Source organism: Nocardioides sp. NPDC004968, assembly GCF_040608935.1.
Lineage (GTDB): Bacteria > Actinomycetota > Actinomycetes > Propionibacteriales > Nocardioidaceae > Nocardioides.
The window spans coordinates 1-24,574 of record NZ_JBEXJF010000041.1 but is presented as its reverse complement, the minus strand read 5'-3'; the positions used below and the strand labels follow the sequence as shown (position 1 = coordinate 24,574).

The following is a 24,574-nucleotide window of genomic DNA, read 5'->3' as shown; positions in this document are numbered from 1 at the left end:
AACGGCCGCCTCAGGCCCAGAGCCCGATGTACTCGATGAACACCCTCAATCCGCCGTTGAACTGGGCCGCGTTCGTGATCGCGTTGATGATGCGTACGACCCAGAAGACCACCAGCGTGTAGCCGATCCCGAGCGCGATCCCTGCGGCCGCGGCGCTCGTTCCGGTTGCCTTCGCTCGGCTCACGCCGAGGTGCCCGAGGACGACCGCGACGGCGATCGGAACGATCGAGGCGATGAGCAGGAGCCCCAGGATGAGCCAGACGACCGGGCGGTCCTCCATGTTGTAGAAGGAGTTGTAGTAGCTCTGGCTGACCTTCGGGATGCCGACGATCACACGCACCAGGGCGACGATCACAAGCATTCCCGCGCCGAGCCCCAGCCCGGCAAGCCCGAGCCCTACGCCGCTTCGCGGACCGCCAGCAGGTGCCGGAGCGCTCGTCGCGGACCAAACCGGTCCTGTCCCTGCCGCCTCGTTCGGTTGTGACATCGCGCCCTTTTCCATCAAGTTGGATCGCGCCCGTCCTGCCGGTGCTGGACGGCCTCGTATGGCCCGAGACGTTATCCCAAAGGTTTGGCACCCACGGGCAGATCCGCGCAGGTGAGCGCGTCGAGATGCGGGAGCTGCTCAGTACAAGATTTCTCGACGATTTGTGTTTGAAACCCGGAATTTGGGGTAGGAGAGAGTTACCAATCGCTCCGAACGTCTTGGGGGACCCTCTCGTGAACGTCGAAATCGTGGCGCCGCAGGTGAAGACCGCGGCCCGTTCCATCGGGACCGCGGCCGAAGCCGTCGCAGGTCTCGATCTCGAAGGCCCGATGGGCAAGGTCGCCTCCGCGCTGCCGGGAAGCACGTCTGCGGGCGCCGCCAACGGCCTCAAGACCGAGTGGAAGAGCGATAAGGACAAGTGGGTCAAGGACGCCCGCGATCACAAGACGACCACCGTCGCCGACGCCGACGCGATCGTGGAGGCCGACACCATCACGGCGCAGCAGGCGCGCTACCGCGAAGCAATGATCGGACGAGACTGATGGCCGTCACCTATGAGCAGCTGCAGAGCTGGAAGCCCGAAGAGCTCGACACCGCCGCGGACCAGCTCAACACCGCCCGCAAGAGCTTCCAGGACCAGCAGGACGAGATGGACGCCGGCAAGGTCCCCGACACCTGGGTCGGCGAGGCGTCGACCCGTGCCGAGAACCGTCATCGCCGGCTGATCGCCGACCTCAACGACATGGCGGCTCCGCTGTCCCAGGTCATCAACGCCCTCGACGAGGCCGCCGCCTCCATCAAGAAGGCCAAGGACAGCGCGAAACACGCCTACGACGACGCGACCGGCCGAGGCTGGAAGGTCTCCTTCTCCGGCGGCGTACAGATCACCGATCCGAGCCCGGACGAGAAAGACCCGGACAAGGACAAGGGCACGATGCAGCAGCTCGCCCAGACCATCCAGGATGCGCTGACCGACGCCGCGTCCGCTGACGCGGACCTGACGGCTGTCCTCAATCACGCAACCAAGGGCGACTACGACGGTGGCGATGGCACGATCGAGCAGGCCAGCCTGCCGCCCGAGCTGCGCAACCTGCCCGAAGACGAGCTCATCGACAAGATGCTCAGCGACCCGGGCAAGTACGACGGCTACATCGACGCCCTCCCGCCGGACGCTCAGACACGGCTCGGCAAGGAGATCAGCGACCGCCTCGACAGCACGCTGAACGACGACGACTACAAGCTCAGCAAGGAAGAGGCCGACCGCCTCAACTCCATGCTGAGCGCGTACACCGACGACGACACCGTCGCCGCGGGTCTCTACAGGGACCTCGGCGCCGACGGCACCGTCGCCAGCATGTCGAGGATCGAGGAATACCTGCGTATGCAGTCCCCGGATGGGGACTCTCTCAACACGCTTGCCTCCAACCTTCGAAACGGCCTCGCCTCGGCCTCGAACAGCCCAGGCTTCCCGGCCGAGCAGTTCGGCCACGACATCGTGAAGTACGCCGGCCCCTCCGGGCTCTACCTCTCCGACGATGAGCAGGATGCCCTCCGCGACCGCTACCCGAACTGGGGCGGCACCGGTGGCGCCTCGGTCCTCACCTACCTGATGAAGGACCACGACCTCAACGGCAACCTCGTGCTCGGCGCCGCCGAGGAGCTCGACCGCTTCGAGCGGGCCGAGAACGCCGTGATGGATGCCAAGACCTGGTATCAGCACACCGGTCACAGCCCGCTTGACACGGGCAACGAGGGTGGCTGGGGCGATGACCCGATGGCCGCCATCTTGGGCAACCTCGGTGACCACCCGGAGCAGGGCTACCAGTTCCTCACGGAGGACAAGGCGCGACAGGACTACTACTTCGACAAGCGCACGTGGCAGGCCGACGGCTACGCCGGCGTCTCGGAGCTGGCCGAGGGCATCGGCACCAGCCAGGAGCTCCTCAAGGAGCACCCGCAGGAGACGACAGGCCTCGTGTCGAAGTTCTTCCACGACGTGTCCGACAACGAGGGCTTCAACGCCGAGGACGCGAAAGCAGCCTCACCCCACGTTGCGGAATTGATGAAGTTCTACACCCCAGGCGTCGACGCAGCGCTCCACAACCCCGGGTCCGGCGAGCCCGGCACAGAGCCGTTCAAGCTCGACCACTACGGCAACATGGACCCGTACCCGAAGTTCTACAAGGATGACCTCGAGAACATGATGAAGGTCTCCATGAGCACGCAGGACGGGATGACCAGCATCGCCGAGGGCGTCGGCACCTTCCAGCAGACACAGATCAACAACATCGCCGCCGAGCTGGCGCAGAACCCGAATGATCCGGGTCTGCGCACGGAACTGCGCGACGTTCTCGAGCGTGGTGGTCACCTCCAGGGATTCGCCGAGCGTGCCGTCGGCGATGTCGAGATCGACGGCGCCAAGGACCGGGACGCTCAGCGTCAGGCGTTCATCGATCTGACGAGCGAAGTGGCCGGGATGGTGCCTCTCCCGGGCGCCGAGCAGGTCGGTGAGCTCGGCAGCAAGCTGATCGACTACGGCGTCGGCCAGGCGATCGACCTCGGCAAGGACGCCGCCGGCGAGAAGTTCGCCAACGAGGCTGCCGCGGCGACATCGAACGCTGAGACCCGAGCGTCCGAAGGGGTCAACCGCGTCGAGCTCAACGCGTTGTTCGCACTGGAGCGCGCCGGCGTGATCGACATCCCGCCCTCGGATGAGACCTTCGTCAAGGACGGCAAGATCATCAGTCTGTCGGACGTCCCAGCGGGCGACGTGGATCGCTACGCTCACGAGGCGATGAACTACCTCAACGAGTACGTGACCGCCGGCGACTTCGAAGGGAGCTACAAGAATGCCTTCCTGGATTACTACAAGAAGGAATAGGTTCCGCCTGGCTGCCGCACTGTGTGCGACACCGTTCCTGATGACCGCCTGCGGCGGCGACACGACACTGCTGGACACCGACGCGCTTCCTCAGGTCGAGGAGACCAACGATGGAAACATGGGGGCGCCCGGGACTGGCTGGTGTGATGCGCTTGCGTATCTGGAGACAGCGAAGTTGTCGAACGCCGCAGACGGGACCACCGGCGACCAGTACGTACTCGAGAACGGGGATGTCGTAGGCGCCACCGTGTTCGTTCCCGGGGGCGGGGACTACCCCGACGCCTCGTCGATGCTCACTGCCATCAAGGAGTCCGTCGACGAGTGCTCGGCAGATGCCGATAACGGCGACTACGGCGAAGCCACCTTGGAGCCGATCAGCGGCCTCCCCGACGGGGCCATGGGCTTCACGTTCACGAGTACGTCGTCAAACCCTGTCGAAGTCGGCAGCATCGCGTTCGCGGAGACGGAGGACGGACGCCTCGTCGGCGTTGGAGTGACGCACAGCGGGGAGGGCGAGGCATCCGTGGATGTGGCGGACCTGCTCTCCACGGCGCTCGAGCGAGCCGCCGACGTGGACACCACCGGCTGAGCACACCCCAGGACACGACCAGCGGCGCTGGTACGACGGTTGAGGCCGTCGTACCAGCGCCGCTGGCATTTCTGTATGCGGTTAGGACTTGACCCGGCTCCACTACTCAGTGCTACTATGTACTGGTAGTCAGCATTACTGAGTAGTGGAAGGGAGGTGCCCGATGGGCAAGCAGATGACCGAGATGCTCAAGGGGACGCTGGAGGGGATCGTGTTGGCGTTCCTGACCGGCAACCCGGCGTACGGATACGAGATCACGACCTGGCTGCGGAGCCAGGGGTTCACCGAGATCGCCGAGGGCACGGTCTACGCGCTGCTGGTCCGGATCGAGAAGAACGGACTGGTGGACGTCGAGAAGCGGCCGTCCGAGAAAGGGCCGCCGCGGAAGGTCTACTCGCTCAACACAGATGGCGAGAAGTACCTCGAAGAGTTCTGGACCACCTGGGGGTTCCTGGCCGAACGGCTGGAGAACCTCCGTACGGAAGGGAAGTAAGGCATGTCGATCCGATCAATGTTCGAGGCCGTCGTCGGCGAGCTCGAGCTGAAGAAGCGCTGGCGGCAGCTCAAGGCCCGCAAGCAGCAGCTTCCTGAGAACCACCGCAAGGCGCACGACGCGGTCGAGCGCTACCTGATGTACTCCGCCGGCATCGCCGACGGCGCGACCGTGACGGCGATGGCCGAGGACCTCCTCGAGCTCTTCGAGCAGGGCGCCGCGGACGGCACCCCGGTCAGCGCGATCGTCGGTGACGACCCGGTCGAGTTCGCCGAGGAGTTCGCCAGGAACTACTCCGAGGGCGCCTGGATCAAGAAGGAACGGGCCCGGCTCGACGAGGCCATTCAGAACATCACAAATGAGCAGGGCAAGGAGGACGAGTCATGAGCGCGACAGCTGCCATCTCCGTACGGGGATTGGAGAAGTCCTACAAGGACAACCAGGTCCTGCGAGGGGTCGACTTCGAGGTGGCGCGGGGCACGATCTTCGCGCTGCTCGGGTCCAACGGAGCCGGAAAGACCACGGCCGTACGCATCCTCTCGACGCTCTTGAAACCTGATGGCGGCGCAGCCTTGGTCGAGGGCGCATCGGTCGTCGACGACGCGCAGCGGGTGCGGGAGGCGATCTCGCTGACCGGCCAGTTCGCGGCGGTCGACGAGATCCTGACCGGGCGGGAGAACCTGATCCTGGGGGCGAAGCTGCGCCACCTCCCCTCCCCCGGCGACGTCGCCGACGGGCTGCTGAAGCGCTTCGACCTGGTCGAGGCGGGCGCCCGGAAGGTCGCGACGTACTCCGGTGGCATGCGGCGGCGGCTGGACATCGCCATGTCGCTGATCGGCTCGCCGTCGGTGATCTTCCTCGACGAGCCGACCACCGGGCTGGACCCGGAGGCGCGCCTGGAGGTGTGGCGGGTCGTTCGCGAGCTGACCGCGCAGGGCACGACCGTCCTTCTCACCACGCAGTACCTGGAGGAGGCCGAGCAGCTCGCCGACCGGATCGCCATCCTGCACGGCGGGACGATCATCGCCAACGGCACCCTCGCCGAGCTCAAGGCGCTGCTGCCGCCGGCGAAGGTCGAGTACGTCGAGAAGCAGCCTTCGCTGGAAGAAATTTTTCTTTCACTCACCGGATCGACCAACCGAGGAGCACAGTCATGACCAAGCACGCATTCGCCGATGCCGGCACCCTGCTGGGGCGCTCGCTGCGGCACATCACCCGCAGCCCGGACACGATCATCACCACCGCGCTCACACCGATCGCGATGATGCTGCTCTTCGTCTATGTGCTGGGCGGCGCGATCCGGACCGGCACCGACAACTACGTCAACTATGTGCTCCCCGGGATCATGGTCATGGCGATCGCCTCGGGCATCGCGTACACCGCGCTTCGGCTCTTCACCGACATGAAGAGCGGGATCTTCGAGCGGTTCCAGTCGATGCCGATCGCCCGCTCGGCGGTGCTGTGGGCGCATGTCGGCACCTCGATGGTGGCCAACATGCTGACCATGGTGATCATCCTGGGCGTCGCGTTCGTGATGGGGTTCCGCACCTCGGCGGACCTGGGCGCCTGGCTCGCAGTCGCCGGGATCCTGGCGCTGCTCACCCTGGCGCTGACCTGGCTCGCGGTCATCCCTGGGCTGGCGGCACAGACCATGGAGGGGGCCACCGGGTTCTCCTACCCGCTGATCTTCCTGCCGTTCATCAGCTCGGCGTTCGCGCCGACGGAGACGATGCCCGGTCCGGTGCGCGCCTTCGCCGAGAACCAGCCGGTCACGTCGATCGTCAACACCATCCAGGCTCTCTTCGCGGGGCAGCCGGTCGGTGACGACATCTGGGTCGCGCTGGCCTGGTGCGTAGGCATCCTGGTCGCCTCGTACGTCGCCGCCATGGCTGTCTACCGACGCAAGATCAGTTGAGCCCGGCCACAACAAGTACGGCGAAGAGCCGATCTACCCCTTCCGGTGGTAGGTCGGCTGCTCGTCGTTCCTGAGGTTGCCGCGGTAGAAGCCGGTACGCAGCTCGTAGGTGTATTCGTCGAGCTCGGGCATCCCGACGTCTGCCGCGTACGCGAGCTCGGCCTCCGCGTCGTAGGGAACCCGGACCCACTGGATGCCGAACGGCGCCTCCTGGTCGCTGTCCATCACGCCCTCGAGGATGACGTAGACCGGTGTCGGGTCGCTCATGCAGTTGCCGACGCTGCCGGTGTTGAAGACCGTGCGCCTGTCCCGGTCGGTCTCGTAGTAGGGATCATGGGTGTCGGCGTACCCGACCATGTCCGGCTCCGGGACGTCGAGACCGGTCGCCTCTGTGTTCTGGAACAGACCCAGGAATTCCTGCTCGTCATGGTCGAACCTGACCCGTCGGTGGACCGTCTCCTCGGAGGCATGAAAGAGCCGGATCCGGCGGCCGCTCATCGTGAAGTCGTAGGAAAACGGGAGCGTACGCAGCCACTCCGCCTGCTCCCACGCCTGCAGCCGCCACCACATCAGCCCCACCGACTCGCGGCCGAAGTCGGGCTCCGGGGCGAGGAGAAAATCCTCCCAGTTGCCGAGGATGTTGACCTCGCACCGCTCTCGGCAGATCTCTGCTACCTCTCGGCCTCGCGGGCCCTTGCCGACGTAGTCGCCCAGGTTGAAGATCCGGGTGATCCCTCTCGCGTCGATGTCTGCGAGGACGGCTTCTAGGGCGGTCAGGTTGCCGTGTACGTCCGAGATCAGCGCTATGCGCTCTGGGGTCATGGGCGCAGGCTATGCGATGGCTGGGAGACTGGCCTGGTGAGGATTCTGGTGACAGGCGGGGTGCGCTCGGGGAAGTCGCGGCATGCTGAGTCGCTGCTCGCAGCCGCGCCTTCGGTGGCGTACGTCGCGCCGGGGCCGACGGTCGAGGAGGAGCCGGATCCTGACTGGGCTGCACGACTGGCCTCGCATCGGGCTCGGCGGCCGGAGGGGTGGCGTACGGTCGAGTCTCGGGATCTCGCGGGGGCGCTGGCCGAGGGGCTGACCAACGGTGACGCGGTGATGGTGGACTGCTTGGGTACCTGGCTCACGGCCGTCATGGATTCCCGCCAACTGTGGGAGGCCACGTCGGAGATGGCGACCGCGGCGGTCTCGGCGCTGGTCGAGGACGCGGCCGCCGTGCTGGATCAGCAGGGCGGCGATGTGGTGCTGGTGACCAACGAGGTCGGGCTCGGGGTCGTGCCGGCCCATCGATCAGGCCGCCTCTTCCGCGACCTGCTCGGGCTGGTCAACCAGCGGCTGGCCGCGGCGTGCGACGAGGTGCATCTCGTCATCGCCGGACGGGTCCTGAAGCTCTAGCCGGTGCTCAGGGTGACCAGGATGGTCGCCAGCGCCGCCTCGACGGCGGCACCGAAGACGTCGCCGGTCACTCCCCCGAACCGCCGAATCGCCCGCAGGATGATCGCGCCGACGACGGCTGCGGCAACGGCGGCCGCGAGGGCTCCTCGCCACCACGGCAGACCGGCCCAGGCGCCGGCGCCGGCGAGGGCGGCCGCGACGACGGTCCAGACGAGGACGGTGACGAGCGGTGACAGGGTCTGGGTGAACGTACGCCCTAACCCGTCCTCGCGTGCCGGCCTGATACCGCGAGTGCAACACAGCGCCAAGGCCGCGCGCGAGGCGCAGACGGCGACAGCTGCGAGAACCGAGGTGCGTACGACCTCCCCTTCCAGCAGCGAGGCGAGTGCCGCCACCTGGAGACCGAGGACGAGGACGATCGCGGTGACGCCGGCGGGGCCGGAGGTGCCGGTCTTCATGACCGCCAACGAGCGATCGCGGTCATAGGACGCCGCCATGCCGTCGACCGTGTCGGCGAGACCGTCGAGATGGAGGGCCCGGTTGCCGGCGACCACGACGCCGATCGCGAGGAGGGCGGTGACCAGGTGCGGTAGCCCGATGAGCTGCCCCAGGAGTGCGATAGCGGCGGCCCCCAGCGCGAGCGGCAACGCCGCCAACGGCGCCACCGCCATCGCCATCGCGGCACGACGGCGATCGACGTGCTCAGGAGGAGGCACGGGCATCGCGGTCAGCGTGCCGACCGCGAGACGCCAGGCGTCCCGCACGAGCATCAGGCAGGATCTCCCGGAGCGAGCTCGGAGAGCAGTGCGACGTCGCGCAGCAGGGCGACGGCACTGCGTACGACCGGCACGGCGGCGACGGCGCCGGAGCCTTCGCCGAGCCGCAGGTCGAGGTCGAGCAGCGGCTCGAGACCGAGCTTCTCCAGGGCCATCGACTGGGCGGGCTCGGTCGAGCGGTGTCCGGCAGCGAACCACGTCGCGGCCCCGGGTTCGATCCTGTCGGCGGTGAGGGCACAGGCCACGCTCATCAGGCCGTCGAGAAGGACCGGGGTGCCGCTGCGGGCGGCTTCGAGAAGGTAGCCGGTCGTCGCGGCGAGGTCGGCGCTGCCGAGCGCGGCGAGGGTCTCGATCGGGTCGCCGGCGCGCTCACCGGCACGGTCGAGGGCCGCGGTGATGACGTCGGTCTTGGTCCGCAGCGCATCGTCGCCGATGCCGGTCCCACGACCGGTGACCTCGCTCGCCGGCAGCCCGAGCCCGGCGGCCACCATCGCCGCCGCGGGCGTGGTGTTGCCGATGCCCATGTCGCCGCTGATCAGCAGCTGGGCTCCGGCAGCGATCTCCTCGCGCGCCACCGCAGCGCCGGCCTCCAGCGCGGCCCGGGTCTCCTCGGCGCTCAGCGCGTCCTCGAGGTGGATCGCGCCGCTCCCTCGCCGGATCTTGTGCTGGGTCAGCGCCTCCCGGGTGGCCTCGTCGAGGTCCGGAAACTCCTCGTCGACGCCGAGGTCGAGCACCCGGACCTGTACGCCGTGCGCCTTCGCGAGCGCGCTGACTCCGGCCCGACCGCCCAGGAACGTACGCACCATCGCGCCCGTGATCGCGGGCGGGAACGCCGAGACCCCGTGCTGGGCGACGCCATGGTCACCGGCGAAGATCACCAGTCGTACGTTCTCGACCGGCCGCGGCGGCACCTCGCCCTGGCACGCGGCCACCCAGACCGCCAGCTCTCCGAGGCGGCCCAGGGCTCCGGGCGGCGTGGCCAGGGCTCCCAGCCGCTCGGCTGCCTGGTTGCGTACGTTGTCGTCTGCGGTCCGGATCGTCACCTCGGCAAGGTACCCCACCTCACGGAAGGGCGCGGGAGACGCCCTGGGCGGCGACCTTGAGGGCGGAGACGAGGCGGAGGCGGTTGCGGCGGAGGTCGGAGACGACAATGCCGAGGGCGCCGACGACCCCGGAGCCGGTGGTGATCGGGACCGCGACCGAGCAGGCGCCGAGGGTCATCTCCTCGGCGGTGGTCGCATAGCCTTCGGAGATCACCCGGTCGAGCTGGCGCCGCAGCAGGCCGGGGGTGGTGATGGTGTGGCGGGTGAACGGCTTGAGCGGGCCGGCCAGCACCCGGTTGCGTACGTCCTCGGGGGCATGGGCCAGGAGCACCTTGCCGACGCCGGTGGAGTACATCGGCAGGCGCGAGCCGACCGAGGAGACGATGGGTACGTTGCGGGTGCCGCGGAGCGTCTCGAGGTAGAGCACGTGGTCGTCCTCGCGAACGGCCAGATGGACCGTCTCCAGGGTCGCGCCGTAGAGGTCGTGCAGGAACGGGGCCGCGACGGAGCGCAGGTCCGTGGCGACCGGGGCGAGCAGGCCGGCGTCCCAGAGCCGACGGCCGACGGCGTACGTCCCGTCCTCGCCGCGCACCAAAGCACCCCACTCGACCAGCTCGGCGACCAGGCGGTGGGCGGTCGGGAGGGAGATGTCCGCGCGGACCGCGAGCTCGCTCAGCGTGAGCCGGCGATGACCGGCGTCGAAGGCGCCGATGAGGCCGAGGACGCGGGAGGCGACCGTGCGGCCTCCACTGCCTCCGGCCATCTCGCCCACCTCTTTCGCTCAGCGGAAGTCCGCGCTTTCATCGTACGCCTCCGGCACCTAGCGTTCGGAGCGTGACAGCGCCCACCAAGAAACAACCAGTCGAGGCTCAGGCCGACCTCTCGGCCGAGATCGCCAAGCTCGAGGCCGACTCCGCGGGCCAGAACGTACGTCAGCCTCTGCTGAACTACCCGCCCTACCGGTCCAGCATCCTGCGCCATCCCACCAAGGACCCGCGCCATGCCGACCCCGAGACCATCGAGCTGTGGGCCCCGTGCTTCGGGAACTCCGACGTGGACCCGTTCGAGGCGGACCTGACCATCGCCGGCAGCAACGAGCCGATCGGCGAGCGGATCACGGTCAGCGGCCGGGTGACCGACGGCGAGGGGCGTCCTGTGCGCAACCAGCTCGTGGAGATCTGGCAGGCCAACTCGGCGGGCCGCTACATCCACAAGCGCGAGCAGCACCCGGCGCCGCTCGACCCCAACTTCACCGGCGTCGGCCGCTGCATCACCGACTCCGAGGGGCGCTACCGGTTCCAGACGATCAAGCCCGGCCCCTACCCGTGGGGCAACCACATCAACGCCTGGCGGCCGGCGCACATCCACTTCTCGCTCTTCGGCCGCGCGTTCACGCAGCGGCTGATCACGCAGATGTACTTCCCCAGCGACCCGCTCTTCGCGCTCGACCCGATCTACCAGTCGATCACGGACCAGAAGGCTCGTGATGCCCTGGTGGCGACGTACGACCACGACCTCTCCACCCCCGAGTACTCGATGGGCTACAACTGGGACATCGTCCTGACCGGCCCGAGCCGCACCTGGACCGAGCCCGAGGAGGGCGACCTGTGAGCACCGCCATCCCCACGCCAGGCCAGACGATCGGCCCCTTCTTCGGCTACGCGCTCCCCTACGAGGGCGACGCCGACCTGGTCCCACCCGGCAGCCCTGGCTCGATCCGGCTGCACGGCTGGGTCTACGACGGCGCCGGCAACCCGATCCCCGACGCCCTCCTCGAGATCTGGCAGACCGACGCCGAGGGCAACGTCCCGCAGGCCGAGGGGTCGCTGCACCGCGACGGTTGGACGTTCACCGGCTGGGGCCGCGCCGACACCGACCTGAACGGCCACTACACGTTCTCGACGGTGCTCCCGGGTGCGTCCGCAGAGGGCTCGGCACCTTTCTTCGCGCTCACCGTCTTCGCCCGCGGTCTGCTCGACAAGCTGCACACCCGGATCTACCTGCCCGAGCACCCGGCCAACGCCGGCGATCCCCTGCTGGTGTCGCTGTCCGAAGACGAGCGTGCGACGCTGGTGGCAACCGCGGACGCAACCGGGTTGCGATTCGACATCCACCTCCAGGGCGACCGCGAGACCACCTTTCTCACCTACGGCTGAGGAGTCGAATGTCGCTGCTGTGGCCCGGCGAGGAGCGCGCCGGGGATCTCTTCTCCGAGGCCGCCTACCTCGCCGCGATGGTGCGGGTCGAGGAGGCCTGGCTGGCCGCTGTCGCGTCCTCCGGGATCGCCCCGGAGGAAGCGCGTACGCCGCTGGTCGGCCTGGTCTCCGCGGACGACGTCCCAGTGCTCGCCGAGGGTGCTGAGGCCGGGGGCAACCCCGTCATCGGACTCGTGAAGCTGCTGCGTGGCCGGCTCGACGGTGAGGCCGCCCGATGGGTCCACAAGGGCCTGACCAGCCAGGACGTGGTCGACACCGCGCTCGTGCTCTGTCTCGCCGACGTGCTCGACCGGGTCGAGGACGAGCTCGCCGCGCAGGCCGCTTCGCTGGCCGGTCTCGCCCGGCACCACCGCGCCACGGTGATGTCCGGCCGCACCCTGACCCAGCACGCGGTGCCGATCACCTTCGGGCTCAAGGCCGCGACCTGGCTCTCCGGCCTGAGCGACGCCGCCGAGGCCCTGCGCCGGACGCGTACGTCCCTGCCCGCACAGATCGGAGGCGCGGCCGGCACCCTGGCGGCGGTCGTCGGTCTGGCCCGGCTCCGCGGTCTCGGCGATCCCGTGACCGCCGCACAAGAGGCGGCCGCGACCGCGGCGACCACGCTCGGGCTGACCCCGCGAGTCCCCTGGCACACCAACCGCGCCCCGCTGACCGCGGCCGCCGACGCGCTGGTCACCGCGGCCGACACCTGGGGCCGGATCGCCACCGACGTCACCCTGCTCACCCGCCCGGAGATCGGCGAGCTCGCCGAGCCGGCCGGCGAGGGGCGCGGCGGTTCGTCGACGATGCCGCACAAGTCCAACCCGGTGCTCTCCGTCCTCATCCGTCGCCACGCGCTCGCCGCTCCCCCGCTGGCCTCCACGCTCCACACCGCAGCGGCGACGTACGTCGACGAGCGTCCCGACGGCGCCTGGCACGTCGAGTGGGAGACCCTGCAGACCCTCGCCCGTCGCAGCGCCGTCGCCGCCTCGCAGACCACCGAGCTTCTCGCCGGGCTCCGCGTCGATGCGGCCCGGATGCGCGCCACCGCCGAAGCCGCGGGCGCGGACCTGCTGGCCGAGCAGCGGTCGCTGACCGGGTTCGTGGGTGGCGAGATCCTTGCCGGGACCGAGGCGGCCGCAGGGCTCGACGACTATCTCGGTGCCGCGGACACCCTCATCGACACGACTCTCGCCCGCGCGCACGAAATCTGGAAGGACCTGCAATGACACCGAGGATCACCCCCGTCGAGCTGGCCGGAGACCCGAGCAAGCCGATCCTGGTCGTCGGCCCGTCCCTCGGCACCTCGGTGACCGCGCTCTGGGCCGCCACCGCCGAGCTGCTCGCGGACAGCTTCCACGTCATCGGCTGGGAGCTCCCGGGCCACGGCCACGGCACCCCCACCTCCGACGCCTTCTCGATGGCCGACCTCGCCGCGGGCGTGCTCGCCTGCATCGACCGGGTCCTCACCGACCGCGGCGAGCGCCACGGCACCTTCGCCTACGCCGGCGACTCGGTCGGCGGCGCCGTCGGCCTCCAGCTCCTGCTCGACGCACCCACCCGGGTGAGCGCCGCGGTGCTCACCAACACCGGCGCCAAGATCGGCGAGCCGGAGGGCTGGAACGACCGCGCGAAGACCGTACGCGCCGCAGGCACCGCCTCACAGGTCGCCGGCTCCACCCAGCGCTGGTTCGCCCCCGGCTTCCTCGAGCGCGAGCCCGCCCGGGGCGGCGCCCTGCTCCACTCGCTGCGCGACGCCGACGCGGAGAGCTACGCGCTGGTCTGTGATGCGCTGGCGGCGTACGACGTCCGCGGCCGGCTCGCCGAGATCGCCGCACCGGTCCTGGCGATCGCGGGTGTCGACGACGCCCCGACCCCGCCGGCCTCGCTCGAGGAGATCGTCGTCGGGGTGCGCAGCGGGCGGCTCGTCAGCCTCGACGCCGTCGGTCACCTCGCTCCCGCCGAGGCACCGCACGCCGTCGCCAGCCTGATCACCTCCCACGTGACGGCCTCGGACCAGGCCTACGCGGCCGGTATGAACGTACGCCGCCAGGTGCTCGGCGACGACCACGTCGACCGGGCCACCGCCGCGATCACCAACATCAACCGCGACTACCAGGACCTGATCACGCGCTACGCCTGGGGCACGATCTGGACCCGCCCCGGCCTCGCCCGCCGGGACCGCTCGATCGGCGTCCTCACCGCCCTGGTCGCCGGCCGCCACTTCGACGAGCTCGAGTTCCATCTCCGCGCCGCGCTCACCAACGGGCTGACCCGCGAGGAGATCATCGAGGTGCTCCTGCAGACCTCGATCTACGTCGGCGTACCCGCCGCCAACACCGCCTTCGCCGTCGCCAACCGCGTCCTGAACGACTGAGTCCGAACCGCGGTCCGGACTCTCACTTCGCCGACCTTCCAGTACGCCGCATCAGCACGATCGCCGCGACGAGCGTCCACACCATCGACCCCACCCGGCCCAGCGGCAGGAAGAGGTTGGCGTAGTAGACGGCGAGGGAGATCACCGACAGCATCGACAGCGTGCCCACGACGTACCCGAGGGTCGCGGTGCCCCTCCCCACCGCGCCGATGCGGACGAGCTGACGCGAGGCGGCGAAGGCGACGAAGCCGAGCGTGGTCACGTTCACCACGCCGCCGGCGTAGAAGCCGGTGAGGCGAAGCGTCGCGAGGGTGTCGGCGGAGAGGTCGGCCGCGAACACCGCGGAGACAAGGGTGATCACCGAGGACACCAGCATCGCGGCCACCGAGACGCCGGCGACCACGCCCAGGGCACGGTTGCCGGTCATCGGCACCACGACGCGGGCGAAGACCGCGAAGCCGATGACCGAGACGGCTTGCAGGATCGCTCCGGAGATCGCCGCGAGCGGGTTGGCGACCAGGAAGGCCTTGATCTGCTCGCCGGGATCGGTCGGTAGCGGGATGTCGCCGGTGGCGAACATGCCCGCCACCGGGCTCACCGCCAGGTAGGCGACCAGGAAGACCGCAGCCCCTGCGATCGCCCGGTTGTGGGCAGAGCGGGACACGGCTGTAGCTGCCTGTGAAGACGTGGTCGACGTGGACATTCTCGAATCTCCTCGCTTGCTCGGATGGGATGACTCGAGCCTTCCGCTGTCGCTCCGGCCGGGCGTCCGGTCGGACGCGGCATCGACCTACGCAGTTCTACGTACGCCTGTGTCGCTTGTCGCGGCCGCGACAAGGCGTCAGGCTGTGTCCTGATGTCGTCCACCGCAACCGTCGTCGGCGCCGGGCCCAACGGCCTGGCGGCTGCGATCGTGCTCGCGCAGCAGGGCGTGAAGGTCACGGTCGTCGAAGCCGCGGAGACCGTCGGCGGTGGGACGCGCACCGCCGAGCTGACCCTGCCGGGGCTGCGCCACGACATCTGCTCGGCGATCCATCCGCTCGGCCTGGCCTCACCGTTCCTCTGCGGCCTCGAGCTGGAGAAGTACGGCCTGACCTGGCGTTTTCCCGAGGTCGAGCTCGCCCATCCGCTCGACACAGGCACGGCAGCGCTCCTGCACCGTTCCGTCGAGGAGACGGCCGCAGGCTTGGGTGCCGACGGACAGCGCTGGCAGCAGGTGTTCGGCCCGGTCGTACGCGGCTGGGACGCGATCTCGGACCACGTCCTCGGTCCGATGGTGCGACTCCCCCGGCATCCGTTCCGCCTGGCCGGCTTCGGGATGCGCGCCGCGCCACCGGCCACCGTGCTCGCGCGGGCCTTCCGCGAGGAGGCGGCGAAGGGGCTCTTCGCCGGATGCGCGGCGCACGCTTTCCAGCCGCTGGACCGTCCGGGCCCGGCCGCCGTGGGCACCATGCTCGTGGTGAGCGGGCATCGCTACGGCTGGCCGGTCGCCGAGGGCGGCTCCCACGCGATCACCCTCGCCATGGCCGAGCGGCTCGAGGAGCTGGGCGGCACCATCGTCACCGGCACCACCGTCCGCAACCTCGCCGACATTCCGGACGCCGATGTCACCTTGTTCGACACCAGTCCAGGCGGCTTCGCCGACATCGCCGGTTCCGCCCTCCCCGAGCGGCAGCGCCGGGCGATGCGGAGGTGGCAGCACGGCCCCGCGGCGTACAAGCTCGACCTCGCGGTCCGCGGGCCGATCCCGTGGCGTGACCCGGAGGTCGGCCGCGCCGGCACCGTCCATCTCGGCGGGACGATCGCCGAGGTGGCGACCAGCGAGCGGGAGATCGCGGCGGGCAGGATGCCGGAGCGTCCGTTCGTGCTGCTCGGTCAGCAGTACGTCGCGGACCCGTCCCGTTCGGCGGGAGACCTCAACCCGGTCTGGGCCTACGCGCAGGTCCCGCACGGCTACGAGGGCGACGCCACCGACGCGGTGCTGGCCCAGATCGAGCGCTTCGCCCCCGGCTTCCGCGATCAGATCGTGGCGACGCACGTCACCACACCGGCCGACTACGCGGCGTACAACCTCAACTACGTCGGGGGTGACATCTCAACCGGCGCCAACACCCTTCGCCAGCTCATCGTCCGGCCCACCCTCGCCGGCTACGACACCGGCATCCCCGGGATGTTCCTCTGCTCCGCCGCCACCCCGCCCGGCGCCGGCGTCCACGGCATGTGCGGCTACCACGCCGCCCACCGCGCTCTACGCCACCTGGATGGGGATCACTCCCCCGCCCGGTGATCGGCCCACCAGCCGGCCCACCTCGTGTCGAGCTGCCCGAAGTCGGTGCCGTCGAGGCCGTACGTGCTGAGGATGGCCATCGACGTGCCGGCCGGGTCGGCGTCCGACGGCGCGGTGCCGGCGATCACCAGCAGGCCCTCGCCCCATGCGTCGACCGTCACGCCCAGCTGGTGCGCCGAGCGGAACCAGACCTCGCCAGTCACGTCCTCGCCGGCGATCGTCGTTGTGTAGCGGCTGCCCCGGGGCTGGTCGGCGACAGCGTCGAGGCCGAGCCGCTCGATGACGGTGCCCGAGTAGGTGCCGCGATCGGCGAAGAACAGCGTGCGGCGCGTCATGCCGGGCCGGCGCTCGAGCGCGAACCGAAGCTGATGCATGAACGACGTCCATCCCTCGGTGACATCGTCGTAGTACGAGTCCCAGTCCGGGTTGCCGGACAACGGCGCACGAGTCAGCGTGATTCGGACACCGTCGCCGTCCGGCTGGATCTCGAATTTGTCGCCGCCGTTGACGACCAGTGTGCGCCGGTCGGCCTCCTCGACGACGTCGGTGAAGTAGATCGAGTCGATCTCGGCCTCGGCCTCATCGGTGTCCCAGCCGTGCCACTGTCGGATGGCGGCCGGATCCCGCAGCGCCTGCCACGCGGCATCGGCCGAGGCCGACGCGGTGACCTCGATCCGCGGCGTCTCGCCGCGCTGAATGTCATTCATCACTCTGCTCCTGTTCGGACGGTTCGGCCACCGCGGCCGGGGCGGGATGCCCGCCGATGACCACGCGGTACTGACGACCGGTCGGGCTGTCGAAGCTTTCGGCCGTACGCCGCAGCGCTTCGGTCAGCTCCTCGGTGAATCTGTGCACGTCGGCGGCGTCAGCGAAGCGCACGGCGGCCTCGATCGTGAACGTGAGCAGGCGCTTGCCCTGCTCGTCTGCCTTGACCTGCATACGGGCTACATCCCGCACGGTGGCTGCCGCGACCCCGACCAGGTGGTCGGCGGCGAACTGGTCCATGATCCGCCCGGCGCTCTCAGCAGACTCGGATCCGCGGCCCATCACCGATGGGTCGACCACGATCGCACCCGGCTTCGCACGCACGATCCGCTCGACGAATCCGCGGCGCTTCCGCTCCTCGACCAGCTCCACCAACCCGGCCGACTCGAGCGCCCGCAGATGGTAGTTCACCCGCTGGCGAGGCAGCTCGAGCACGGCAGCGAGCTGGGTGGCCGACGTGGGCTCCTGCAGGTGACCGAGCAGCTGCCGACGAATAGGCGACAGCGCCGCGGCCACCCGGTCCGGCTCGTCGACATAGATGATGCCGTTGCTCACAAGATCCAGGATGCAATTGACAAACAGATTTGTCAATTGAGGTGATCGCCCCAGAAACCAGGTGCCACCGACGTACGTCCTGGCTAACGTCTGGCCCATGCCGCAAGCCCGTCTGCGCACCGAGCGCCTCGACCTGGTCCCGCTTTCCGAGGAGCATCTGCCGTTCCTCGTCGAGCTCAACTCGGACCCCGTGGTGCTCCGCCATCTGTTCACCCGCGCGCTCAGGCCGGAGGAGACCGAGGAGCGGATGCACAAGTGGATCCGGGTGGCGAAGGAGACGGAGGCGCTGGGCAAGTGGATCGGGTACGCGGCCGGTGAGGCCGTCGGGCTCTACATGTTCGAGCCGCCCGACAACCCGCCGCGCACCGATGCCGCCGAGCTGGGCTACCGGCTCCCGCAACGCCAGTGGCGCAAGGGCTATGCGAAGGAAGGCTCGCTCGAGCTGCTCCGCCACGGGTTCGAGGACCTCGGGATCGATCGGGTGATCGCGCAGACGATGGCGGTCAACGAGGCGTCCCGCGCGACCATGGTCGCTGTCGGGATGAGCTTCGTACGCGCCTTCCACGAGACCTTCGACGAACCGCTCGCCGGGCACGCCGACGGCGAGGTCGAGTACGAGGTCACCCGCGAGACCTGGCTCGCGCGCCACGCGGGGTAGGCTGCGAGCACGCTCGTGGCGCAGGAACCCGGTGAGAGTCCGGGGCGGTTCCGCCACTGTGACGTCCGTACAGCTTCTGGGCACGGACACAGCCAGACACTGGCCACGGGCAATCCGACCGATCGACGGGGCGAGAACCCCTAGGAGGAACTCGGCATGGCCGACTCTGCACGCGTACGCATCGCCCTTCTGTCCACCTCGGACACCGACCTGCTCTCGGCCCGTGCCAGCGGCGCCGAGTACGCCTGGGCGAACCCGTCGCGAGCGACCGATCTGGAGCAGGTCGTGGCCGACGCCGACCTGGTCGTCTTCCGGCTCCTCGGCTCGCCCACCGACCTGTGGGACGGCCTGAGCGCCGTCAAGGAGCGCGGCACGCCGGTCGTGGTCCTCGGCGGCGAGCAGCAGCCGAGCGCCGAGCTGATGGAGCACTCCACCGTTCCGATGGGTGTCGCCGCCGAGGCTCACCGCTATCTCGCCGAGGGCGGGCCGACGAACCTCGCCCAGCTGCACGCGTTCCTCTCCGACACGGTCCTGCTGACCGGCTTCGGGTTCGAGCCGCCGGCCTCCGTCCCGGCCTGGGGCGTCCCGGAGCGGGTTGTGAACCCCAGCGTGGCCCATGGGTCACCCTCAGCTTCACAACTCCCCAGGATCGGGGTGCTCTACTACCGCGCCCACGAGACCAGCGGGAACACCGCGTTCGCCCACGCGCTGGCCGACGCCATCGACGCGACTGGCGCGGCCACCGGCGTACCCGTCTTCGCGGGTTCCCTCCGCTCGGCCCCCGATGACCTCTACGAGGCGCTCGGCACCCTCGACGCGCTGATCGTGACCGTGCTCGCGGCCGGTGGCTCCGTGCCTGCCTCGGCGAGCGCCGGTGGCGAGGACGAGGCCTGGGACGTGGAGCGGATGGCGGCGCTCGACATCCCGGTGCTGCAGGGCCTGTGCCTGACCAGCTCGCGCGCGGAGTGGGAGGTCTCCGACGACGGCGTCACGCCGCTCGACTCAGCCAACCAGATCGCGATCCCCGAGTTCGACGGGCGGATCATCACCGCCCCGTTCTCCTTCAAGGAGCTCGACGAGCAGGGTCTCCCCCACTACGTCGCCGACCCCGAGCGCACCGCGCGGGTCGCCCGGATCGCGGTCAACCACGCCCGCCTGCGGCACACGGCCAACCCCGACAAGCGCCTCGCGCTGGTGCTCTCCGCCTACCCCACCAAGCACTCCCGGATCGGCAACGCGGTCGGCCTGGACACCCCGGTCTCCGCGATCCGGATGCTGCGCCGGCTCCGCGAGGAGGGCTATGACCTGGGACAGGACAACGAGGTCGTACGCATCCTCGACTCCGTCGCCGCCGAGGAGGGCGACACCGCCGCCGGCGACGCGCTGATCCACGCGCTGATCGCGGCCGGTGGCCAGGACGAGGAGTGGCTGACCAACGCCCAGCTCACCGACGCCCACGTCCGCATCTCGAAGGCCGACTACGACAAGTGGACTGCGGATCTCCCGGCTGACCTGCGCGAACAGATGGTCGAGACCTGGGGGCCGACGCCGGGGAGCCTGTTCGTCAACGACTCGGGTGAGCTCGTGCTGGCCACGCTCCAGGCCGGCAACATCGTCATCCTGATCCAGCCGCCGCGCGGGTTCGGCGAGAACCCGGTCGCGATCTACCACGACCCGGACCTGCCGCCGTCGCACCACTACCTCGGTGCCTACCGCTGGCTCGAGCACGGCTTCCGCGCCGACGCCGTGGTCCACCTCGGCAAGCACGGCTCGATGGAGTGGCTGCCCGGCAAGAACGCCGCGCTCTCGGCGTCCTGCGGCCCGGATGCGGCCATCGGCAACATGCCGCTGATCTACCCGTTCCTGGTCAACGACCCCGGCGAGGGCGCCCAGGCGAAGCGCCGCGCGCACGCCACGATCATCGATCACCTGGTGCCGCCGATGGCACGCGCGGAGTCCTACGGCGACATCGCGCGGCTGGAGTCGTTGATGGAGGAGTACGACCGGATCTCGTCCATGGACCCGGCCAAGCTGCCCGCCATCCGCGGCGAGATCTGGCAGCTGATGAAGGCCGCCGAGCTCCACCGCGACCTCGGCATGGAGGAGCGGCCCGAGGACGACGACTTCGACGACTTCATGCTCCACATCGACGGCTGGCTCTGCGAGATCAAGGACGCCCAGATCCGCGACGGCCTGCACATCCTGGGCGCCGCGCCCGAGGGCGAGGCGCGGGTCAACCTGGTGCTCTCGATCCTGCGCGCCGCGCAGGTGTGGGGCGGCGTCGGCGGCGCCGTGCCCGGGCTGCGAGCGGCGCTCGGACTCAAGGAAGGGGTCTCGACAGGCTCGACCACCGGGAGGTCAGCGGTCGACGAGATCGAGACCCAGGCTCGGGGGCTGGTCGAGCGGATGGACGCGGCCGGCTGGGACCCGGCGGTCGCCGAGACGCTCCACGACGACCCGGCCGTGCGCCAGGTGCTCGTCTTCGCCGCCGAGCAGGTGGTGCCGCGGCTGAACGGGACGACCGACGAGCTGTCCGCCGTCCTGCACGCGCTGGACGGTGGCTTCGTCCCCGCGGGGCCGTCGGGCTCGCCGCTGCGGGGGCTCGTCAACGTACTCCCCACCGGGCGCAACTTCTACACCGTCGACCCGCGCGCGGTGCCGTCGCGGCTGGCGTGGCAGACCGGGCAGGCGATGGCCGACTCGCTGCTGCAGCGCTACCTGGACGAGACCGGCGACTACCCGACATCGGTCGGGCTCTCGGTGTGGGGCACGTCCGCGATGCGTACGTCCGGCGACGACGTCGCCGAGGTGCTCGCACTGCTCGGGGTGCGCCCCGAGTGGGACGAGGCCTCCCGCCGGATCACGCACCTCGACGTCATCTCGCTCGAAGAGCTCGGCAGGCCCCGGATCGACGTGACCGTACGCATCTCCGGGTTCTTCCGCGACGCGTTCCCGCATGTCGTCTCGATGCTCGACGACGCGGTCCGGATGGTGGCCGACCTCGACGAGTCGGACACCGACAACTTCGTCCGTGCGCACACCCTCGAGGACCTCGCCGATCACGGCGACCAGCGCCGCGCGACGTCCCGGATCTTCGGCTCCAAGCCGGGTTCGTACGGTGCCGGGATCCTGCAGGTGATCGAGGCCGGCAACTGGCGCTCCGACCAGGATCTCGCCGACGTCTATACGGCGTGGGGCGGCTTCGCCTACGGCCGCGACCTCGACGGCGCCCCGGCGGCCGACGACATGCGCGCCAACTACCGCCGGATCAAGGTCGCCGCCAAGAACGTCGACTCCGCCGAACACGACATCGCCGACTCCGACGACTACTTCCAGTACCACGGCGGCATGCTCGCGACCGTCCGCGCGCTGACCGGCAGCGAGCCGAAGGCGTACGTCGGCGACTCCACCTCCCCCGACGCCATCAAGACCCGCACGCTGCAGGAGGAGACCAACCGCGTCTTCCGGGCCCGGGTGGTCAACCCGCGCTGGATCTCGGCGATGCAGCGCCACGGCTACAAGGGCGCCTTCGAGCTGGCCGCGACCGTCGACTACCTCTTCGGTTTCGACGCGACCGCCGGCGTGGTGCAGGACTGGATGTACGAGAAGCTCGCCCGTGAGTACGTCCTGGACGAGACCAACCAGGAGTTCATGCGATCCTCGAACCCGTGGGCGCTGCGCGGCATCGTCGAGCGGCTGCACGAGGCTGCCGAGCGCGGGCTGTGGGAGTCTCCCGACCCCGAGCTCGTCGCGGCGATGCAGGAGATCTATCTCGACATCGAAGGTGATCTGGAGGAGGAATGAGTTCTTCTGGCAAGCGTCGGATCAAGATCATCGGGGTCGGCCCCGGTGACCCCGACCAGGTCACCCTCGAGGCCGTGGCCGCGATGCGGTCGGTCGACTTCTTCCTGGTCACCGACAAGTCGGGCACGGTCAAGCAGGGCATGCCCGACCCGCTGGTCCGGGCTCGCGAGGAGCTGCTCGACCGCCATCTCGACGAACCCGCCCGGGTGGTCAAGGTCGCCGACGCGCCCCGCGAGCGGCGTGAGGAGTTCACCGGGACCGACGCGGAGTACCGGGCCGCCGTCGCCGACTGGCACCGGGCCCGGGTCGAGCGATATCTCGCCGTGCTGGCCGAGCACCCCGGCGACGTCGGCTTCCTGGTCTGGGGCGACCCGGCCTTCTACGACTCCACGATCCGGGTCGTCGACCAGATCTCCGAGCAGCTCGATGTCGAGGTCGACGTCATCCCCGGGATCTCCTCGGTGCAGCTGCTCGCCGCCCGGCACCGGCTCGTCCTCCATGACGTCGGGCGCCCGCTCTACGTCACCACCGGCCGCGCCGTGCTCGAGGCCGTCGAGGCCGGGCACGACAACCTCGTGGTGATGCTCAACCGGGTCGTCGACCTCCCCGGGCTCGAGGACTGGCGGATCTGGTGGGGCGGCAACCTCGGCACCCGTGAGGAGGAGCTGGCCGCGGGCACGGTCGGCGAGGTCCTTCCGGCGATCGAGGAGGCACGCACTCGGCTGCGCGAGAAGTCCGGCTGGGTCATGGACATCTACCTCCTGCGGGCTCCGAAAGCATGAGCGGCCTGCTGGTCGCCGGCACGACCTCGGATGCGGGCAAGTCGGTCGTGACGACCGGGCTGTGCCGGGCGTTCGCCCGCCGCGGCGTCAAGGTCGCGCCCTACAAGGCCCAGAACATGTCCAACAACTCGATGGTCTGCCAGGCCTCTGACGGGACGACCGCCGAGATCGGCCGGGCGCAGTGGGTACAGGCGCTGGCGGCGCGGGTCACCCCGGAGCCGTCGATGAACCCGGTGCTGCTCAAGCCCGGCTCCGACCGCCGCAGCCACGTGGTCCTGATGGGGCATCCCGCGGGCGAGGTCTCCTCCCACGACTGGGAGGCGGGGCGCCGGCATCTGGCGACCGCGGCCCATGCGGCGTACGACGATCTCGCCTCTCGTTTCGACGTGATCGTCGCCGAGGGCGCAGGCAGCCCGGCCGAGATCAATCTGCGGGCCGGCGACTACGTCAACATGGGCCTGGCGCGGCATGCCGGGCTGCCGACCGTGGTCGTCGGCGACATCGACCGGGGTGGGGTGTTCGCGGCGATGTACGGCACCCTGGCGCTCCTAGAGCCCGAGGACCAGGCTCTGATCAGCGGTTTTGTGGTCAACAAGTTCCGTGGCGACGCCGGGCTGCTCAAGCCCGGACTCGACTCGCTGGAGTCGCTCACCCGGCGCCCGGTCTTCGGGGTGCTGCCCTGGGAGCCGTCGCTGTGGCTCGACTCCGAGGACGCGCTCGACCTCGACGGACGGCGTGCGGAAGCCGGCGCCACCCGCAAGGTCGCGGTGGTACGCCTCCCCCGGATCTCCAACTTCACCGACGTCGACGCGCTCGGCCTGGAGCCGGACCTCGACGTCGTCTTCGCCTCCTCACCGGCCGACGTCGCCGACGCCGACCTGGTCGTCCTGCCTGGCACGCGGTCCACGATCAGCGACCTGGCCTGGCTCCGCTCGCGTGGCCTCGACGTGGCCCTGGCCGAGCACGTACGCCGCGGCCGCCCGCTCCTCGGGATCTGCGGCGGCTTCCAGATGCTCGGCGGCGTGATCGCGGATCCCGACGGTGTCGAGGGCTCGGTCGCCGAGGTCGAGGGGCTGGGTCTGCTCGACGTACGCACCGACTTCACCCCCGCCAAGAACCTCCGCCTGCCCACCGGGTCGGCGCTCGGGGTCGAAGCGAGCGGCTACGAGATCCACCACGGCCGGATCACCCGCGGCGACGGGGTATCGGAGTTCCTCGGCGGCGCCCGCGCCGGCAACGTCTTCGGCACCATGTGGCACGGCAGCCTGGAGGGCGACGCGCTGCGCGGCGCGTTCCTCGAGGCGACGCTGGGCCGCGACCCGTCCACGGTCTCCTTCCCGGCCGCCCGCGAGCGCCGCCTGGACCTGATCGGCGACCTCGTCGAGGAACACCTCGACGTCGATGCGCTGCTCGACCTCGCTAACTCCCCCGTCGGTCGAGCCGACGTCGTGAGGGACGAACGACGTCGTGTCGAGACCAACACGTTCACCCCGAGCGCGACAGCGGACCGTGCTCTCGGCCGAGGGCATACCGCAGGTCGCAGTGGTGATGGGCTCCTGCACCGCCGGT

At 69.7% G+C, this 24,574-nt stretch carries 25 protein-coding genes, 1 pseudogene and 1 riboswitch; of the genes and pseudogenes, 18 read left to right on the top strand and 8 right to left on the bottom strand.

All coding sequences use genetic code 11. From position 1 onward, the window contains the following. Nucleotides 1-10: 10 nt before the first annotated feature. On the bottom strand, nt 11-340 hold the full coding sequence (locus ABZU72_RS24940) for a hypothetical protein (RefSeq protein ID WP_355021476.1): 330 nt from the start codon (nt 338-340) through the stop codon (nt 11-13). A gap of 380 nt (nt 341-720) precedes the next feature. Between ABZU72_RS24940 and ABZU72_RS24935 the strand changes: the two genes are divergently transcribed. The 7 genes from ABZU72_RS24935 (at nt 721) to ABZU72_RS24905 (ending at nt 6,365) form a co-directional block, all read left to right on the top strand. After that, nucleotides 721-1,029 (top strand): hypothetical protein, encoded by a 309-nt coding sequence (locus ABZU72_RS24935; protein ID WP_355021475.1) that lies wholly within the window; start codon nt 721-723, stop codon nt 1,027-1,029. After that, entirely contained in the window at nt 1,029-3,368 is a 2,340-nt protein-coding gene (locus ABZU72_RS24930) for a WXG100 family type VII secretion target (protein ID WP_355021474.1), read from the top strand. Before ABZU72_RS24935 ends, ABZU72_RS24930 begins: the two co-directional genes overlap by 1 nt. A gap of 40 nt (nt 3,369-3,408) precedes the next feature. Continuing rightward, nucleotides 3,409-3,957, top strand: a complete 549-nt coding sequence (locus ABZU72_RS24925) for a hypothetical protein (RefSeq protein ID WP_355021473.1) — start codon at nt 3,409-3,411, stop codon at nt 3,955-3,957. Between the two features lie 163 nt (nt 3,958-4,120). Continuing rightward, nucleotides 4,121-4,450 carry a PadR family transcriptional regulator gene (locus ABZU72_RS24920; protein WP_141805770.1) on the top strand — a complete coding sequence of 110 codons (330 nt, stop codon included), beginning with the start codon at nt 4,121-4,123 and terminating at the stop codon, nt 4,448-4,450. Nucleotides 4,451-4,453: 3 nt separating this feature from the next. Then, entirely contained in the window at nt 4,454-4,837 is a 384-nt protein-coding gene (locus ABZU72_RS24915) for a DUF1048 domain-containing protein (protein ID WP_355021472.1), read from the top strand. After that, nucleotides 4,834-5,607, top strand: a complete 774-nt coding sequence (locus ABZU72_RS24910; RefSeq protein WP_355021471.1) for an ATP-binding cassette domain-containing protein — start codon at nt 4,834-4,836, stop codon at nt 5,605-5,607. The genes ABZU72_RS24915 and ABZU72_RS24910 overlap by 4 nt, the downstream gene beginning before the upstream one ends. Then, on the top strand, nt 5,604-6,365 hold the full coding sequence (locus ABZU72_RS24905; RefSeq protein ID WP_091048348.1) for an ABC transporter permease: 762 nt from the start codon (nt 5,604-5,606) through the stop codon (nt 6,363-6,365). The genes ABZU72_RS24910 and ABZU72_RS24905 overlap by 4 nt, the downstream gene beginning before the upstream one ends. Nucleotides 6,366-6,398: 33 nt before the next feature. Here ABZU72_RS24905 and ABZU72_RS24900 read toward each other — a convergent pair whose 3' ends face one another. Continuing rightward, the gene (locus ABZU72_RS24900; protein ID WP_355021470.1) at nt 6,399-7,187 is read right to left on the bottom strand and encodes a metallophosphoesterase family protein; all 789 of its coding nucleotides are present in this window, start codon (nt 7,185-7,187) and stop codon (nt 6,399-6,401) included. A gap of 36 nt (nt 7,188-7,223) precedes the next feature. On the opposite strand from ABZU72_RS24900, the gene cobU reads away from it, so the two are divergent. After that, a complete protein-coding gene (cobU, locus tag ABZU72_RS24895; protein WP_355021469.1) occupies nt 7,224-7,763 on the top strand; it encodes a bifunctional adenosylcobinamide kinase/adenosylcobinamide-phosphate guanylyltransferase in 540 nt (179 codons plus the stop codon). Here the strand turns inward: cobU and cobS are convergent. The 3 genes from cobS to ABZU72_RS24880 are packed head-to-tail and all read right to left on the bottom strand — an operon-like array spanning nt 7,760 to nt 10,345. Next, a complete protein-coding gene (cobS, locus tag ABZU72_RS24890; protein ID WP_355021468.1) occupies nt 7,760-8,533 on the bottom strand; it encodes an adenosylcobinamide-GDP ribazoletransferase in 774 nt (257 codons plus the stop codon). The two genes, cobU and cobS, sit on opposite strands and share 4 nt — an antisense overlap. Then, nucleotides 8,533-9,582 carry a nicotinate-nucleotide--dimethylbenzimidazole phosphoribosyltransferase gene (gene cobT, locus ABZU72_RS24885; protein WP_355021467.1) on the bottom strand — a complete coding sequence of 350 codons (1,050 nt, stop codon included), beginning with the start codon at nt 9,580-9,582 and terminating at the stop codon, nt 8,533-8,535. The genes cobS and cobT overlap by 1 nt, the downstream gene beginning before the upstream one ends. Nucleotides 9,583-9,601: 19 nt before the next feature. Next, nucleotides 9,602-10,345, bottom strand: coding sequence for an IclR family transcriptional regulator (locus ABZU72_RS24880; protein ID WP_355021466.1), 744 nt, complete (start codon nt 10,343-10,345; stop codon nt 9,602-9,604). Nucleotides 10,346-10,416: 71 nt separating this feature from the next. On the opposite strand from ABZU72_RS24880, the gene pcaH reads away from it, so the two are divergent. From pcaH to ABZU72_RS24855, 5 genes and pseudogenes are all read left to right on the top strand, one after another. Beyond that, the gene (gene pcaH, locus ABZU72_RS24875; protein WP_355021465.1) at nt 10,417-11,193 is read left to right on the top strand and encodes a protocatechuate 3,4-dioxygenase subunit beta; all 777 of its coding nucleotides are present in this window, start codon (nt 10,417-10,419) and stop codon (nt 11,191-11,193) included. Further along, nucleotides 11,190-11,738, top strand: coding sequence for a protocatechuate 3,4-dioxygenase subunit alpha (gene pcaG, locus ABZU72_RS24870; protein WP_355021464.1), 549 nt, complete (start codon nt 11,190-11,192; stop codon nt 11,736-11,738). The genes pcaH and pcaG overlap by 4 nt, the downstream gene beginning before the upstream one ends. An 8-nt stretch (nt 11,739-11,746) precedes the next feature. Beyond that, a complete protein-coding gene (locus tag ABZU72_RS24865; RefSeq protein WP_355021463.1) occupies nt 11,747-13,006 on the top strand; it encodes a lyase family protein in 1,260 nt (419 codons plus the stop codon). Beyond that, nucleotides 13,003-13,680, top strand: a pseudogene (locus ABZU72_RS24860) (alpha/beta fold hydrolase); the annotation flags it as partial. The gene ABZU72_RS24865 and the pseudogene ABZU72_RS24860, both read left to right, overlap by 4 nt. 132 nt (nt 13,681-13,812) lie before the next feature. After that, complete coding sequence (locus ABZU72_RS24855) at nt 13,813-14,154, top strand: carboxymuconolactone decarboxylase family protein (RefSeq protein ID WP_355021494.1); 342 nt, start codon at nt 13,813-13,815, stop codon at nt 14,152-14,154. A 22-nt stretch (nt 14,155-14,176) separates the two neighbouring features. Here the strand turns inward: ABZU72_RS24855 and ABZU72_RS24850 are convergent, their stop codons facing one another. Next, entirely contained in the window at nt 14,177-14,818 is a 642-nt protein-coding gene (locus ABZU72_RS24850) for a hypothetical protein (RefSeq protein ID WP_355021462.1), read from the bottom strand. A gap of 192 nt (nt 14,819-15,010) precedes the next feature. On the opposite strand from ABZU72_RS24850, the gene ABZU72_RS24845 reads away from it, so the two are divergent. Further along, nucleotides 15,011-16,441, top strand: coding sequence for an NAD(P)/FAD-dependent oxidoreductase (locus ABZU72_RS24845; protein WP_355021461.1), 1,431 nt, complete (start codon nt 15,011-15,013; stop codon nt 16,439-16,441). Here ABZU72_RS24845 and ABZU72_RS24840 read toward each other — a convergent pair. Next, nucleotides 16,423-17,148 carry a hypothetical protein gene (locus ABZU72_RS24840; RefSeq protein ID WP_355021460.1) on the bottom strand — a complete coding sequence of 242 codons (726 nt, stop codon included), beginning with the start codon at nt 17,146-17,148 and terminating at the stop codon, nt 16,423-16,425. The genes ABZU72_RS24845 and ABZU72_RS24840 overlap by 19 nt on opposite strands. Next, entirely contained in the window at nt 17,141-17,761 is a 621-nt protein-coding gene (locus ABZU72_RS24835) for a helix-turn-helix domain-containing protein (RefSeq protein WP_355021459.1), read from the bottom strand. The genes ABZU72_RS24840 and ABZU72_RS24835 overlap by 8 nt, the downstream gene beginning before the upstream one ends. 97 nt (nt 17,762-17,858) lie before the next feature. Between ABZU72_RS24835 and ABZU72_RS24830 the strand changes: the two genes are divergently transcribed. The 4 genes from ABZU72_RS24830 to ABZU72_RS24815 form a co-directional block, all read left to right on the top strand. Beyond that, on the top strand, nt 17,859-18,419 hold the full coding sequence (locus tag ABZU72_RS24830; protein ID WP_355021458.1) for a GNAT family N-acetyltransferase: 561 nt from the start codon (nt 17,859-17,861) through the stop codon (nt 18,417-18,419). Then, nucleotides 18,397-18,542: riboswitch (cobalamin riboswitch) on the top strand. Its footprint overlaps the gene before it by 23 nt. 33 nt (nt 18,543-18,575) lie before the next feature. Beyond that, a complete protein-coding gene (gene cobN / locus ABZU72_RS24825; RefSeq protein WP_355021457.1) occupies nt 18,576-22,223 on the top strand; it encodes a cobaltochelatase subunit CobN in 3,648 nt (1,215 codons plus the stop codon). Next, nucleotides 22,220-23,005: a precorrin-6A synthase (deacetylating) gene (gene cobF, locus ABZU72_RS24820; protein ID WP_355021456.1), complete on the top strand. Its 786-nt coding sequence runs from the start codon at nt 22,220-22,222 to the stop codon at nt 23,003-23,005. The genes cobN and cobF overlap by 4 nt, the downstream gene beginning before the upstream one ends. Further along, a partial coding sequence (locus ABZU72_RS24815) for a cobyric acid synthase (RefSeq protein WP_355021455.1) occupies nt 23,002-24,574 on the top strand: 1,573 nt, incomplete at its 3' end. The genes cobF and ABZU72_RS24815, both read left to right, overlap by 4 nt.